The following is a 15,566-nucleotide window of genomic DNA, read 5'->3' on the forward strand; positions in this document are numbered from 1 at the left end:
CAAGCCAGCTCCCACCGTTGACCGAGGTGCTCAGGCGAACCTCGATCCCTGTGGGAGCGGGCTTGCCCGCGATGGGGCCCGCACGGTTACCGCAAATCAGGCATCGCGAAACAGCCAGGGCTGGCTCGCCCGGTGCCTGGTTTCAAACGCAGCAATCGCATCGCCGTCCTGCAAGGTCAGGCCGATGTCGTCCAGGCCGTTGATCAGGCAGTGCTTACGGAAGGCATCCACTTCAAAGTGGTACACCTTGCCATCCGGGCGGGTCACGGTTTGCGCGGCCAGGTCCACCGTCAGCTGGTAGCCGACATTGGCCTCCACTTGCTGGAACAACTCGTCCACTTCAGCATCGCTCAAGATGATCGGCAACAGGCCGTTCTTGAAGCTGTTGTTGAAGAAGATATCGGCATAGCTCGGCGCAATGATGCTGCGAAAGCCGTACTCTTCCAGGGCCCACGGAGCGTGCTCGCGGCTGGAGCCGCAGCCGAAGTTTTCCCGGGCCAGCAACACGCTGGCGCCTTGGTAACGCTCGGCGTTGAGCACAAAGTCCTTGTTCAGTGGGCGCTTGGAGTTGTCCTGATAGGCGTAGCCCACGTCCAGGTAGCGCCACTCATCGAACAGGTTGGGGCCGAAACCGGTGCGCTTGATCGACTTCAGGAATTGCTTTGGGATGATCTGGTCGGTGTCCACATTGGCACGGTCCAACGGTGCTACAAGGCCTGTGTGTTGGGTAAAAGCTCTCATCGGGTTTTCCTCAGATCAATTCGCGAACGTCGATGAAACGACCGTTGACGGCAGCAGCGGCGGCCATGGCCGGGCTCACCAGGTGGGTCCGCCCACCCGCGCCTTGGCGCCCTTCGAAGTTACGGTTGGAGGTCGACGCGCAATGCTCGCCCGACTCCAGGCGGTCCGGGTTCATCGCCAGGCACATCGAGCAGCCCGGCTCACGCCATTCAAAACCGGCTTCGAGGAAGATCTTGTCCAGGCCTTCGGCTTCCGCCTGGGCTTTAACCAGCCCGGAACCTGGCACCACAATGGCTTGTTTGATGGTCGAGGCCACCTTGCGGCCTTTGGCGATCACCGCCGCGGCGCGCAGGTCTTCGATCCGCGAGTTGGTGCAGGAACCGATAAACACACGGTCCAACTGGATGTCGGTGATCGCCTGATTGGCGGTCAACCCCATGTATTTCAAGGCGCGCTCGATGGAGCCACGCTTGACCAGGTCGGCCTCTTTGGCCGGGTCCGGCACGTTCTGGTCGACGGCCAGGACCATTTCGGGCGAAGTGCCCCAGCTGACTTGCGGCTTGATCTGCGCAGCGTCGAGTTCGACCACGGTGTCGAACACCGCATCGGCGTCGGAGACCAGGTCTTTCCACGCTTCGACGGCGGCATCCCAATCGGCGCCTTGCGGCGCGAACGGGCGGCCCTTGACGTATTCGACGGTTTTTTCGTCCGCCGCCACCATGCCCACGCGGGCACCGGCTTCGATGGACATGTTGCAGATGGTCATGCGGCCTTCAATGGACAGGTCGCGGATAGCACTGCCGGCGAACTCGATGGCATGGCCGTTACCGCCCGCGGTGCCGATCTTGCCGATCACAGCCAGTACGATGTCCTTGGCGGTCACGCCAAACGGCAATTGGCCTTCGACGCGTACCAGCATGTTCTTCATTTTCTTGGCCACCAGGCACTGGGTGGCAAACACGTGCTCCACCTCGGAAGTACCGATGCCGTGGGCCAGAGCGCCGAACGCACCATGGGTGGAGGTATGAGAGTCACCGCAGACCACGGTCATGCCCGGCAAGGTGGCGCCCTGCTCCGGGCCGATGACGTGGACGATGCCTTGGCGCACGTCGTTCATCTTGAATTCGGTGATGCCGTATTCGTCGCAATAGTCGTCGAGGGTCTGCACCTGCAACCGCGAAACCTGGTCGGCAATGGCTTCGATGCCGCCCTTGCGCTCAGGAGTGGTAGGCACGTTGTGGTCCGGCGTGGCGATGATGGAGTCGACGCGCCAAGGCTTGCGCCCGGCCAGTCGCAGGCCTTCGAACGCTTGGGGCGAGGTCACTTCATGGATGATGTGACGGTCGATGTAGATCAGCGACGATCCATCATCGCGACGTTTCACTTCATGGGAATCCCAAAGCTTGTCGTAAAGCGTTTTGCCGGCCATCAGTCGGTCCTCATCAGCGGTGCTTCTATACGCCGGGCTTTTCAATAACCCTTTGGCTTGTGAGGCTGATGGTATGGCGCTACATTAAATAACTCAAATTCATATTTTTTATGCTTTGGATTACCAACTGGAATAGCACCATGGACCTGGCCAACCTCAACGCCTTTATCGCCATCGCCGAGACCGGCAGCTTCTCCGGCGCCGGCGAACGCCTGCACCTGACTCAGCCGGCCATCAGCAAGCGCATCGCCGGTTTGGAACAACAATTGAAGGTACGGCTGTTCGACCGCCTGGGCCGCGAAGTCGGCTTGACCGAGGCCGGGCGGGCCTTGCTGCCCCGCGCCTATCAAATCCTCAACGTGCTGGACGACACCCGCCGGGCCCTGACTAACCTCACCGGCGAAGTCAGCGGGCGCCTCACTCTGGCCACTAGCCACCATATCGGCCTGCACCGCCTGCCACCGATCCTGCGCACCTTCACCCGGCAATATCCGAATGTGGCGCTGGATATTCAGTTTCTGGATTCAGAAGTGGCCTACGAAGAAATCCTCCATGGCCGTGCGGAAGTCGCGGTAATCACCCTGGCGCCTGAGCCCCACAACCTGGTACGTGCAACCCGGGTGTGGGACGACCCGCTGGATTTTGTGGTGGCGCCGGAACACAGCCTGATCAGCAACGGTTCCGTCAGCCTGGCCGATATCGCCGGGCATCCGGCCGTGTTTCCCGGTGGCAACACCTTTACCCACCATATTGTCAGCCGTCTGTTCGAGGCCCAGGGCCTGACGCCCAATATCGCGATGAGCACTAACTACCTGGAAACCATCAAGATGATGGTCTCCATCGGCCTGGCATGGAGCGTGTTGCCGCGCACCATGCTCGACGATCAGGTGGCAAGTATCGCTTTGCCGGGCATACAGCTCAGTCGCCAGCTAGGCTATATCGTGCACACCGAAAGGACGCTGTCGAACGCTGCGCGGGCTTTCATGAGCCTGTTGGATGCACAGGTCGATCTGCCAGGGTTACCGGCATGACACCGTGCGGGCCAGGGGTTTAGGTCAAACCGCGCGGTTTTCTCAATGAGCCAAGGCCCTTTGATAATGCGCAACCCCCTTGACCCGATTCCACCCCTGCCCCGCATCTACGCCCTGGACCCTCAAGCGGCGGAACAAAGCTGGGACAGTGCCCCGCAACTGCTGACGGCCCTCAATGCCGCGCGGCTGGGTGCCTGGTGCTGGGAAATCGACACAGGAAGAATCAGTTGGTCACGGGGCACCCAGGCGTTATTCGGCTTTGACCCGCGCCAGCCTCTGCCCAAGGACCTCGACTATCTCGACCTGCTGGCTCCGCAAGACAGTGCGCGGGTGGTGCGCGGCTTTCATGCGGTGCTCGCCGGAGAGCCGTTCGACCGCGCCATGCACCACCGCATCCAATGGCCCGATGGCAGCCTGCATTGGCTGGAAATCAGTGGCAGCCTGGTTCCCGATAAAGCCGGACGGCGTCGCATGATCGGGGTCATCCGCGAGATCACCCACCAACGCGAGCGTGAACACGCCCTCAGCCATTCGGAAAAGCGCTTTGCCACCCTGTTCCACCTGTGCCCGAACATGGTGCTGCTGACGCGCCAGGCCGACGGCTTGATCAGCGAAGCCAACCAGTATTTCGAGATGCTGTTCGGCTGGCCGGTGGCCGATGCCATCGGCCGCACCACTCTGGAACTGGGCTTGTGGCGCCACCCGGAACAGCGGGCGCTGCTGGTCAAGGCCACGCAGCGCAAGGGTGAACCGATCACCATGGAAGTGCAGTTCTGCGCCAGCAACGGCCAGATTCATGACGGCACCCTCAGCGCACAAAAAGTGGAACTGGACGGCGAGGCGTACCTGATCAGCACCTTTCTGGACACCACCGAACGTAAAAACGCCGAGCAAGCACTCAAGGACAGCCAGGAGCGCCTGGACCTGGCCCTGGATTCCGCGCAACTGGGCACCTGGGATTGGCACATCCCCAGCGGCATGCTCTACGGCTCGGCGCGTGCCGCCCAGTTGCACGGGCTGGAACCCGCGCCGTTCCATGAATCCTTCGATGCGTTTTTTGAGGGCATGTCCGATGAGGACCGCGAGGGCATGCGCCATGCGTACCGCAGTTTGCGCGAAGGCCCGGACGGCAACTATCAGCTGACCTATCGCGTGCAAATGGAAGACGGCAGCCCGCGCTACCTGGAGAGCCGCGCACGCCTGTATCGCGATGAGTCAGGCAAGCCCCTGCGCATGGCGGGGACCTTGCTGGATATCACCGACCAGGTCGAGCGCGAGCAACGGCTGACCGCCTCGGAAGAAAAGTTCGCCAGCCTGTTCCAGGCCAGCCCCGACCCGATCTGCGTGACCTGCCTGGACAGCGGCGCCTTTATCGAGATCAACCCGGCGTTTACCCAGACGTTTGGCTGGACAGCCGCCGAAGTACTGGACAAAAGCGCGGAACAAATCGGCTTGTGGGACGACTCCAGCAAGCGCCTGCAGCGCATCGAGCAGGTGATACGCGAACAGGCCCTGAGCAATGTGGCCATCGTGGTGCATCACAAGGACGGCCAAAGCCTGACCTGCATGATTTCCAGCCGCTTGATCAAGGTCAGCGACCAGCCGTGCATCGTCACCACGCTGCGCGATATTACCCAACAGCAACGCTCGGAAGCCGCACTCAAGGCCAGTGAAGAGAAGTTCGCCAAGGCGTTCCATTCCAGCCCCGATGCGATATCCATCACCGAACGCGACACCGGCCGTTATGTGGAGGTCAACGACGGTTTTTGCCGCCTGACCGGTTACCGCACCGAAGAGGCCATCGGCCTGACGCTGTACCAGATCGGCATCTGGGCCGATGAAAACCAGCGCGCCGCACTGTTGGCCGAGTTGCACATCAAGGGGCGCATTCACCACCTGGAAATGCTCTGGCGCAACAAGCGTGGCGAGGTGCTGGCGGTGGAGGTCTCGGTGGAGCCGATCACCTTGAATGAAACCCCCTGTCTACTGCTGACCGCGCGGGATGTGAGCCTATTGAAGAACGCCCAGGCGCAGATCCGGCACCTGGCCTATCACGACCCGCTGACCAACCTGCCGAACCGGGCACTGCTGATGGACCGCCTGAGCCAGCAGATCGCCCTGCTCAAGCGCCACAACCTGCGCGGCGCCCTGCTGTTTCTGGACCTGGATCACTTCAAGCACATCAACGACTCCCTCGGCCACCCCGTTGGCGACACTGTGCTGAAAATCGTCACCGCGCGCCTGGAAGCCAGCGTGCGCACAGAGGACACCGTGGCGCGCCTGGGCGGCGACGAGTTTGTGGTATTGCTCAGCGGCCTGGAGGGCACCCGCCAGACGGTCAGCAGCCAGGTGCAAGCGCTGGCCGATACCCTGCGTGAATTACTCTCGGAACCCATGTTTCTCGACGGTCACCGGTTGCAGGTCACGCCCAGCATCGGCGTGGCGCTGATCCCCGACCATGGCACCACGCCCGCCGATCTGCTCAAGCGTGCCGACATCGCCCTGTACCGCGCCAAGGACTCCGGGCGCAACACCACGCAGATGTTCCATAACAGCATGCAAAAAACCGCCAGCGAGCGCCTGCGCATGGAAACCGACTTGCGCCTGGCCTTGTCACGCGGCGAGTTCAGCGTGCATTACCAGCCCCAGGTGGATGCGCGAGGCAACAGGATAGTCGGCGCCGAGGCTCTGGTGCGCTGGCAGCATCCACAATTGGGCGCGCAGTCGCCGGCGGAATTTATCAAGGTATTGGAGGACAGCGGCCTGATCCTGGAGGTCGGCACCTGGATTCTCGATGAAGCCTGCGGCGCTTTTGCCCAGTTGATTGCCGACGGCCTGGTGGACCCGCTCAATTTCAGCCTGTGCGTGAATATCAGCCCGCGGCAGTTTCGCCAGAACGACTTTGTGGAACGGGTGGAGCACAGCCTCAAGCAACACGGCCTGCCGTTCAGCCTGCTGAAACTGGAAATCACCGAAGGTATCGTGATCCAGAGCCTGGACGACACCGTGGTGAAGATGCGCCGCCTGAAAAAACTAGGCGTGAGCTTTGCAATGGATGACTTCGGTACCGGCTACTCATCCCTGACCTACCTCAAGCGCCTGCCGGTGGACGCGCTGAAGATCGATCAGTCGTTCGTGCGCGATGCGACCCACGACCCCAATGATGCAGAAATCATCCGCGCCATTGTGGCCATGGCGCGCAGCCTGAACCTGGAAGTCATCGCCGAGGGGGTGGAAACCCTGGAACAGCTGGCGTTCCTGCAAAAGCTGGGCTGCCATTTGTTCCAGGGGTATTTACACAGCCGGCCATTGCCGATCGAGGGTTTCAGGCGGTTGCTGGAATAGGGCCGCGCCTGATCACGCGAGGTTGCAAAAGGTGCAGCCAAGCGCCACTGCCGTCAATCGAACCGCCCGCCTGGCTGCCTGTTCAATTACATAAGCGCTACAGCATCGCCTTGGGTAGGGGCCGAGCCTCGGCGCCCCCACAACTCTTCACGACCATTGATAACCGCTACCGAGTGCTTATCCCGATTGCACATACCCACTTGCCCACCGGCTAGCGCACTGACGGGCACCCTTTTCATGTGTTTCCTCAACCCCAGGCGCAGGAACCCCTCGCCTGGCCCCCACTCATCCTCCCCATTGTTCAGGCTGCGAATGGCAGCATGAAAACTCCTGCTCGCCGTACCATCGTTGTTTTCCATTTGCGCGCGCTTGGCGCTGACGGCAAAAAGAAACCGCGCATCCTTGAGCATCTCTTTATCGGGACCTATAAACCGCGAACCTTGTGCTGCTTGCACCAACTCCGAGTCAGTCAATCTCAGCTGAAAATCGTCGCGCATGATCACGTGATAACCGCCAGGCTCTTTTCTCACTGAGCGAAAAATGTCCGTAGGGCTTTGACCAAATCGGTACATGGCTGCCTTGATGGCCGATACGGTAACGCAGTTGCCATCTGGCCCTTGGCGAAAGCCACTCCAGATGTTGTCCGGCTTAGCCCCATTACGCTTTATCGAAAGACCCGGAATGTTTGCGGCGACCTCAGGCTTTGGTGGTAGTGGTTCAGGTATGACCCGAGGCGGAACCTCAGGCTGAACCCTGGGCGGAGGAGGAACGTCAGGAACTGTCGTATCTTTTTTATCGGACAACAGAGAAATCAGCTGTGAAAAAAAAGCCGCAAACAGCCCCGACAATGTTGTGACTAACTCCCTATTAGTACCAATGCTATTTTTAGCTGTCTCGACAGCCCCGTAATTAACTGGAGTGCACTGAAGAGTGTCATTAATGGGTTTTAACGTATCAACAGGTGCCACCTGACGGACATCTATCACGCGCGCAATATTATTAATCGAACAGCACGACACAAGTTTCTCCTTAAACAGTACTTCTCCGAGTGGTGTACCTCGGAGAAGCCCCCGTTTTATTCAAGCGTTCTTATGAGCCAGCGGGTTTCAAGATCTGGACGAAAGTCGAGCATTGAAGCGCCAGTTTTTGTCGAATTTATTCTCAGCAGGACCTGGGCTGGTCAAATCCGGAATAAACTTATCGGGCTGTGGCGCGGGTGTAGGTATCGGGTTGGTATCCGGATTCGGGCCTGGCTGTGGCATCGGGTTCGATTCCGGCTTCGGACCCGGCTGGGGCACGGGGTTCGATTCCGGCTTCGGACCCGGCTGGGGCACAGGGTTCGATTCCGGCTTCGGACCCGGCTGGGGCACGGGGTTCGATTCCGGCTTCGGACCCGGCTGGGGCACGGGGTTCGATTCCGGCTTTGGACCGGGCTGTGGCACGGGGTTCGATTCCGGCTTCGGACCCGGCTGGGGCACGGGGTTCGATTCCGGCTTCGGACCCGGCTGGGGCACGGGGTTCGATTCCGGCTTCCGACCCGGCTGGGGCACGGGGTTCGATTCAGGCTTTGGACCGGGCTGGGGCACGGGGTTCGATTCCGGCTTTGGACCGGGCTGGGGCACGGGGTTCGATTCCGGCTTCGGACCCGGCTGGGGCACGGGGTTCGATTCAGGCTTTGGACCGGGCTGGGGCACGGGGTTCGATTCAGGCTTCGGACCGGGCTGGGGCACGGGGTTCGATTCAGGCTTTGGACCGGGCTGGGGCACGGGGTTCGATTCCGGTTTCGGACCTTGCCTGGGATTTAAGTCCGGGGTTGGCCCGTCCTTTGTATCAGGGCAGTGACAGTGAGCGACATTGATGTTCACATGCACATTTGCTTCAGCATCATTTGTGACATTCACTGAAGGCATCGGCACTGACGGCTTCACTGGATGATCGTTTCTACCCGGTTTCGGCGTCAATCCGCCGTGATCTATTAACACCCCCGGACCTTTTGCATCCGGCCTCACCGGTTGATCAGTCGTACCTGGCTTCACCGGCTGGTCTTTTGCATCCGGCTTCACCGCTTGATCAGCCTTACCTGGCTTCACCGGCTGGTCTTTTGCATCCGGCTTCACCGCTTGATCAGTTGTACCTGGCTTCACGGGCTGGTCTTTTGCATCCGGCTTCACCGCTTGATCAGTTGTACCTGGCTTCACCGGCTGGTCTTTTGCATTCGGCTTCACCGCTTGATCAGTCGTACCTGGCTTCACCGGCTGGTCTTTTGCATTCGGCTTCACCGCTTGATCAGTCGTACCTGGCTTCACCGGCTGGTCTTTTGCATTCGGCTTCACCGGCTGGTCTTTTGCATCCGGCTTCACCGCTTGATCAGTTGTACCTGGCTTCACCGGCTGGTCTTTTGCATTCGGCTTCACCGACTGATCAGTCGTACCTGGTTTCACCGGCTGGTCTTTTGCATCAGGCTTCACCGCTTGATCAGTCGTACCTGGCTTCACCGGCTGGTCTTTTGCATTCGGCTTCACCGCTTGATCAGTTGTACCTGGCTTCACTGGCTGCTCTTTTGCCTCCAGATCAGGCGTAATACTTTTCCCCAAAAGCATCTCCCGCATGGATTTGAAGAACTGCTCGAGCATGTCAAATACTCTGGTGAGCGCCGTCGCACTCACCATGACCTCACTGTTTTCATTGCGTGCAGCTGCGGGGTTGAGGTTTAAATGGGTCGTCGGAGGTTTAGGTTGCATGTCGACTTTCAACGGGGTCGGCAACTGCCCACTCAGAGGTGATGTATCAACTTTGACAAAGGGCGAATTATTGACAGATAGAGACATTCATAAACTCCTTAATCGGCGCCACCTGACTCCGTTAAATGGCCAGGACGGCAACAGCCTTAGTGAACTGCAAGCAACAGCACTGCCTGACAGCTGCTAATTTGTGGGAGTTAACGCTGACCAGTTCCTAAAATCGCGCTTCATATAAAGAAACCAAACCAAATTTTCAGACTTTGCCTCGTGCTTTTTAAAGAACACCTCCGTTTGCCGCACCCGAACGTGTGCGTGACAGAAATACAGACTAACAACTCACCTGAAACGCAAATTTTCGATACAATTCAAAACGCCACGTAACCGCCCACTTTGATATTTCGCGCGAACATAAAAGACACCACCAGAACCACGCAACCGAAGACATATATTTATAGATAAACTTACACCGCGAAACTATTGAATTTAAAAAATCTATAACATGCCTGTTTATTACCGAGCAACATTCAAGCTATCTGAAAACAAACTGCGAGCGCCCTATAAAGGGCGTCAAGTTTAGCCATAGATAATCCCGACAAACAAAAAAATGCCCCATATCTCTCAATATGGGGCATTTTTTGAAACAGGACGCCGACTCAAACAATGTTGCACCCACCATCAACGGACATTGAAGCGTTACAACTCATAACGTTGCCGGTTGTGGGTGAGGCATGCCAAGCAAGCGGCTAACCTGTTCCAATGCGGTTTCACGACGCAGGGCCGTAAACAGCTCGACCGCCTCCGGGTAATTACGCGTCAACATCGCCAGCCATTGCTTCAAACGGCCCGGCGCCTGCTTTTCAGTCAACTGGGCTACCGATTGACGCCAGAACTCGTGGAGCATGGGTTGCATCTGCGCCCAGGTCATCTCCACTACTTCTTTGCCAGCACGCGCGGCGGCGATTTGCCGGGCCAGGTCGGGCCGCGCGACCAAGCCGCGCCCCAACATGATGTCTTCTACGCCGCTGATTTCCCGGCACCGCCGCCAATCTTCAACACTCCATATATCACCATTGGCAAACACTGGCACCTTCACCACGTCTTGCACACGCGGGATCCACTCCCAATGGGCCGGGGGCTTATACCCATCGGTTTTGGTACGCGCATGTACCACGATATGCGCCGCACCACCTTCTGCCAGGGCCGTTGCACACACCAACGCGCCATCCGGGCTGTCGAAGCCCAGGCGCATCTTGGCGGTCACCGGGATATGGGCAGGCACGGCACGGCGCACATGTTCGACGATCTGGTTGAGCAGCTCCGGCTCCTTGAGCAGCACCGCACCGCCGCGGGACTTGTTGACGGTCTTGGCTGGGCAGCCGAAGTTCAGGTCGATGACTTGCGAACCCAGCTCGCAGGCCAAAGCGGCGTTCTCCGCCAGGCAAACCGGGTCCGAGCCCAGCAATTGCACACGCAACGGCACGCCCGCAGCGGTGTGCGCACCGTGCAGCAGTTCCGGGGCGAGCTTGTGGAAATAGGCAGGTGTGAGCAGGCGGTCGTTGACCCGGATGAACTCGGTCACGCACCAGTCGATACCGCCCACGTGGGTCAACACGTCCCGCAGGATGTTGTCGACCAACCCCTCCATGGGCGCCAAAGCAATTTGCATGGAAAACACTCAACAAAAATCGTGGCGCAGTTTACTGGGTTTCCTGCGGCAACCGTTAACCCCCTGTCAGGGCGGGGCCGTAACCTTCAATAAACTCGGCGGGCATACGCTTGGGCTTGCCGCTGGACAACTCAATACATACGAAGGTTGTTTGCGCACGCAGCAGGGTCGCGCCGTCACGGGGGCGCACAAGCTGGAAACGACGGGTCATTTTCAGGCGTTGGTCCCAATCGACGATCCAGGTGGCCAGTTGTAACTCATCGCCCTCATAGCCTGCGGCCAGGTAGTCGATCTCATGGCGCACCACGGCCATGGCGCGGTCGAGGCGGCGGTATTCGGTGAGGTCCAGCCCCAGGCGCTGGGAATGGCGCCAGGCGCAACGCTCCAGCCATGAGACGTACACCGCATTATTGGCGTGCCCCAGGCCGTCGATGTCCTCAGCCGTAACCTGCAGATCGATGATGAACGGCGTTGCCAAATCCCAGCCCATGCCTTGCTCCAGTCGATTGATGTCGGCGGGGCAGTGTATCAGGCGCTTTGGCGCTCCTGTAGACGGCAGCCTGCCAATAGGGCGAGTACAGCGTCGATGACCTGCGGGTCGGCGAGCACTTTCTGGTGGCCACCCTGCTCCAGGCGCAGCAGGCGGCTGTCGAACCAGGCTTCGTGGATGGCTTGAGCCGCCCTGACCGGAACGAAGGTGTCGTCTTCGGCGTGCACGATCAGGCCGGGAATATTCAGTTGGTAGTGGGCCACGTCCAAATGCTTGAGCGGCATGCCCATGCTCAACTCCACCTCTTGGATAAAGGCTGAGCGCGCCCGTGGCGGTAAGCCAACCATGCGAGTGAACCCGCGCAGCACATCCAGAAAGCGCGACGGTGCGGCAATGCTGACCAGTGCCTGCGTACGCAACCCCAACTGCACCGCCAACATCGCACTGGCGCCGCCCATGGAATGGCCGACCACCGCATACAGCGGCGGCAGCTCGGCCGCCGCCTCAAGCATGGCGCGGGCAAACAGCAGTACATGAGCTTCACGCCCTGGCGAACGGCCGTGAGCGGGACCGTCCAGGGCTATCACCGAATAGCCGTTGTCGACCAACGCCGTGATCAAGCTGGCGAATTGAGTCGGGCGACCTTCCCAGCCATGCATCAGCAGCACCGCCGGGCCATGCCCCCAACGCAACGCCGACAGGCCGAAACGCAGAGTGATGCGCTCCGACTGGGCCAACAGCGGCAACTCCCAGTCACGCGGCGGCAGATCGCGCGGGGTCATGAAGGTGCGACGCATCTTGCTGGCGACCGCATGCGGCGCAAGGCGCCCCACCGTGCCATTGAAACCACGAACCCAGGTCAATGCGCCCATCTTGCATCCCCTTTTTCAGCGTACCGCCGACTTGGCCGCACGTATCACCCGATCTGATAACTCGCCGGGCCCGAGTGCCCGCGCCAGGGTCAGCCCCCCTACCATCAAGGCCATGTCCGCCAGGGCCTTGTCGATGTCTTCGGGGCTGCCGGCCAATTGCGCGGCCATCAACTCGACGTGCTCGTTCAAAACCTCGCGAAAAGCGTCCGGCAAGCGCCCCATCTCCCCCACCGTCGCGGGCAACGGGCAGGCCTGGGTCGTGGAGTCGCGGTGCTTGCGCGACAGATAAAACGCGGCGACCAACGTGCGGCGCTCTTCGCCGGTCAGTTGTTCGTCCAAGTCATCGATGGAGGCGCGACGCTGCGCCAGCAACTGGCTGAACGCTTCCAGCATCAGCGCGTCCTTGCTTTCAAAGTGCGCATAGAAGCCGCCGACCGTCAGCCCCGCCGCCCCCATCACTTCGCCCACACTGGGCTCAGCCGGGCCGCGCTGGATCAACGCCGCGCTGGCAGCCTGCAAAATACGTTCGCGGGTTTGCGCTTTTTTATCGCTCATCGAAGCCTCCGTCTTTCATGGGTTGAATATTATTACCATAATAATATTTGGCAAGCGATAAGCACGACCGCCGGTCAGAACAGAAAATGGGTGATAAAGGAGGGAATTGGCCAAACGCCAGACAAACAAAAGGGCCATTCAATAATTGAATGACCCTTAAAAATCCCGCAGAGCGGGTAATCGTGGCGTCCCCTAGGGGACTCGAACCCCTGTTACCGCCGTGAAAGGGCGGTGTCCTAGGCCACTAGACGAAGGGGACACAAACCTTCTATACAACAGATCAGCGCTGAGAACTGATCGATTCAAGGACGGTGTGGCCGGAACCTTGAACCTGTAAAATTGGTGGAGCTAAACGGGATCGAACCGTTGACCTCTTGCATGCCATGCAAGCGCTCTCCCAGCTGAGCTATAGCCCCGGATTTTTCGTCTCGCGACGCAGCAGGCCTTTCGAGCTGCTTGTTGAAACTGGCGTCCCCTAGGGGACTCGAACCCCTGTTACCGCCGTGAAAGGGCGGTGTCCTAGGCCACTAGACGAAGGGGACAAAACCTTCTGTACATCTGATCAGAGCTGAGACCTGATCAATTCAAGGACGGTGTGGCCGGAACCTTGAACCTGTAAATTGGTGGAGCTAAACGGGATCGAACCGTTGACCTCTTGCATGCCATGCAAGCGCTCTCCCAGCTGAGCTATAGCCCCTCATCGGTGAGGACGGGGCGAATCTTAATGGTGGTTTGGAAACGTGTCAAATTTATTTTCAACAATTTCCATAATTTTTTGCCGGGATAACAATCACTTACCGACGAAACCCCGGAAAACCGGGGTTTCGTGCCCTAAGCGGCCTGCTTAGGCGATAGCGCCCAGCAGCTTTTCCCATTCCTTGTTTTCTTTCTTCGACACACCACCAAGCAAATCAAGGGCTTGGCGCAGACGGAAACGGGTCAGGTCCGGGCCGAGAATTTCCATCGCATCGAGCACAGACACCGAACTGGCCTGCCCGGTGATGGCGGCAAACATCAGCGGCATGGCATCGCGCAGTTTCAGCTCAAGGGATTCCACCACCGCCTGGATGGTCGCGGTAATCGCATCCTTCTCCCACTGACGCAGGCTTTCAAGCTTCCACAGGATCAACTGCATCAGCTGGCGAACCTGGTCACCGGAGAGCTTCTTGGACTCGAACAGCTTGGGATCGGGATTCACCCCGCCGGCAAAGAAGAAACTGGCCAAGGGCGCGACCTGGCTGAACGTCTCTACCCTGCCCTGCACCAGCGGCGCAATCTTCATCATGTACTCGGGGTTCAACGCCCACTGCTGCACACGGCTGGCGAACTCTTGCACCGGCAGGTCACGCAGCCACTGGCCGTTGAGCCACGACAGCTTCTCGACATCGAAGATCGGCCCGCCGAGGGAAACACGGGACAGGTCGAAGTTGTCGACCATTTCCTGCAGCGAGAACTTCTCGCGCTCGTCCGGCATCGACCAGCCCATGCGGCCCAGGTAGTTGAGCATCGCCTCAGGCATGAAGCCCATGCGCTCGTAGAAGGTCACCGACGTGGGGTTCTTGCGCTTGGACAGCTTGCTCTTGTCCGGGTTACGCAGCAGCGGCATGTAGCACAGCTGCGGTTGCTCCCAGCCGAAGTATTCGTAGAGCAGGATGAGCTTCGGTGCCGATGGCAGCCACTCTTCACCGCGCAGCACATGGGTGATGCCCATCAGGTGGTCATCGACCACGTTGGCCAGGAAGTACGTCGGCAAGCCGTCGGTCTTCATCAGCACTTGCATGTCCATGCGGTCCCACGGGATCTCGACGTCACCGCGCAGCATGTCCGGCACCACGCACACGCCTTCGCTTGGCACCTTCATACGGATGACGTGAGGCTCACCGGCGGCCAGGCGCGCAGCCACTTCTTCCTTGGACAACAGCAACGCACGACCATCGTAACGCGGGGTCTCGCCACGGGCCTGCTGCTCGGCGCGCATCTGGTCCAGTTCTTCGGCGGTGCAGAAGCACGGGAAGGCATGGCCCATATCGACCAGTTGCTGGGTGTACTGCTTGTAGATGTCGCTGCGCTCGCTCTGGCGATACGGGCCGTGAGGGCCACCCACGTCCGGGCCTTCAGCCCAGGTAATGCCCAACCAGCGCAAGGCATCGAAAATCTGCTGTTCCGACTCACGGGTGGAGCGCAGTTGATCGGTGTCTTCGATCCGCAGGATGAACTCACCGCCATGCTGCTTGGCAAAGCAGTAGTTGAACAGGGCGATGTAAGCAGTACCGACGTGGGGATCCCCAGTAGGCGATGGCGCAATGCGCGTGCGGACGGTGGTCATGGCAGGTCTCGAATGGGCGATAAAACTGAAAATTGAAACAAGGGGCGAATGGTAACAGCCTGGGGGATATCTGGAAAACCGAGGCGCGGCCATCGCAGGCAAGCCAGCTCCCACACTTGAATGTATTCACAGGTCAAAATGTGGGAGCTGGCTTGCCTGCGAAGACGGCCTGACAGTCAACCCAGTTGGACCGTGTACATATCCATTCCTGCGGTAACGGCCACTTAGGGTTCCGCCCTGACGGCGGCTCACTTTCGAAAAGCGCGAAAGTAAGCAAAGCGCTCTTGCCCCACCACTCGGCACCTCGCTTAGGCTCGGTGTGCCCGTAATCCGCCAGTGATTTGGGGGGCCGCCGCCACGCGCCATCCAT

At 59.5% G+C, this 15,566-nt stretch carries 11 protein-coding genes and 4 tRNA genes; 2 read left to right on the forward strand and 13 right to left on the reverse strand.

Annotated elements, in window-relative coordinates; translation table 11 throughout:
- Nucleotides 1-96: 96 nt before the first annotated feature.
- Together leuD and leuC are read right to left on the reverse strand one after the other, a co-directional pair.
- Entirely contained in the window at nt 97-741 is a 645-nt protein-coding gene (gene leuD / locus CLM72_RS18190; protein WP_014719160.1) for a 3-isopropylmalate dehydratase small subunit, read from the reverse strand.
- A 10-nt stretch (nt 742-751) separates the two neighbouring features.
- Entirely contained in the window at nt 752-2,170 is a 1,419-nt protein-coding gene (gene leuC / locus CLM72_RS18195) for a 3-isopropylmalate dehydratase large subunit (protein ID WP_003192562.1), read from the reverse strand.
- Nucleotides 2,171-2,310: 140 nt separating this feature from the next.
- On the opposite strand from leuC, the gene CLM72_RS18200 reads away from it, so the two are divergent.
- Together CLM72_RS18200 and CLM72_RS18205 are read left to right on the forward strand one after the other, a co-directional pair.
- Complete coding sequence (locus CLM72_RS18200; protein WP_105227366.1) at nt 2,311-3,201, forward strand: LysR family transcriptional regulator; 891 nt, start codon at nt 2,311-2,313, stop codon at nt 3,199-3,201.
- A 66-nt stretch (nt 3,202-3,267) separates the two neighbouring features.
- The gene (locus CLM72_RS18205; RefSeq protein ID WP_105227367.1) at nt 3,268-6,546 is read left to right on the forward strand and encodes an EAL domain-containing protein; all 3,279 of its coding nucleotides are present in this window, start codon (nt 3,268-3,270) and stop codon (nt 6,544-6,546) included.
- An 86-nt stretch (nt 6,547-6,632) separates the two neighbouring features.
- On the opposite strand, the gene CLM72_RS18210 is transcribed toward CLM72_RS18205, so the two are convergent.
- The 11 genes from CLM72_RS18210 to gltX form a co-directional block, all read right to left on the reverse strand.
- Complete coding sequence (locus CLM72_RS18210) at nt 6,633-7,565, reverse strand: hypothetical protein (RefSeq protein WP_168220181.1); 933 nt, start codon at nt 7,563-7,565, stop codon at nt 6,633-6,635.
- A gap of 87 nt (nt 7,566-7,652) precedes the next feature.
- On the reverse strand, nt 7,653-9,374 hold the full coding sequence (locus CLM72_RS28790; RefSeq protein ID WP_158688692.1) for a hypothetical protein: 1,722 nt from the start codon (nt 9,372-9,374) through the stop codon (nt 7,653-7,655).
- Between the two features lie 613 nt (nt 9,375-9,987).
- The gene (locus CLM72_RS18220; protein WP_105227368.1) at nt 9,988-10,953 is read right to left on the reverse strand and encodes a tRNA-dihydrouridine synthase; all 966 of its coding nucleotides are present in this window, start codon (nt 10,951-10,953) and stop codon (nt 9,988-9,990) included.
- Nucleotides 10,954-11,008: 55 nt separating this feature from the next.
- Nucleotides 11,009-11,443, reverse strand: coding sequence for a thioesterase family protein (locus tag CLM72_RS18225; RefSeq protein ID WP_054921656.1), 435 nt, complete (start codon nt 11,441-11,443; stop codon nt 11,009-11,011).
- A 38-nt stretch (nt 11,444-11,481) separates the two neighbouring features.
- Nucleotides 11,482-12,315 carry an alpha/beta hydrolase gene (locus CLM72_RS18230; protein ID WP_054921654.1) on the reverse strand — a complete coding sequence of 278 codons (834 nt, stop codon included), beginning with the start codon at nt 12,313-12,315 and terminating at the stop codon, nt 11,482-11,484.
- Between the two features lie 15 nt (nt 12,316-12,330).
- Complete coding sequence (locus tag CLM72_RS18235; RefSeq protein ID WP_054898574.1) at nt 12,331-12,870, reverse strand: TetR/AcrR family transcriptional regulator; 540 nt, start codon at nt 12,868-12,870, stop codon at nt 12,331-12,333.
- A gap of 183 nt (nt 12,871-13,053) precedes the next feature.
- A tRNA-Glu gene (locus tag CLM72_RS18240) sits at nt 13,054-13,129 on the reverse strand.
- Nucleotides 13,130-13,210: 81 nt separating this feature from the next.
- Nucleotides 13,211-13,286, reverse strand: a tRNA-Ala gene (locus CLM72_RS18245).
- Between the two features lie 50 nt (nt 13,287-13,336).
- Nucleotides 13,337-13,412, reverse strand: a tRNA-Glu gene (locus tag CLM72_RS18250).
- A gap of 79 nt (nt 13,413-13,491) precedes the next feature.
- Nucleotides 13,492-13,567: transfer RNA gene (locus CLM72_RS18255), tRNA-Ala, on the reverse strand.
- A gap of 147 nt (nt 13,568-13,714) precedes the next feature.
- A complete protein-coding gene (gene gltX, locus CLM72_RS18260) occupies nt 13,715-15,196 on the reverse strand; it encodes a glutamate--tRNA ligase (protein ID WP_105227369.1) in 1,482 nt (493 codons plus the stop codon).
- Nucleotides 15,197-15,566 lie beyond the last annotated feature (370 nt).

This window comes from Pseudomonas sp. MYb193, from assembly GCF_002966775.1.
Lineage (GTDB): Bacteria > Pseudomonadota > Gammaproteobacteria > Pseudomonadales > Pseudomonadaceae > Aquipseudomonas > Aquipseudomonas paracarnis.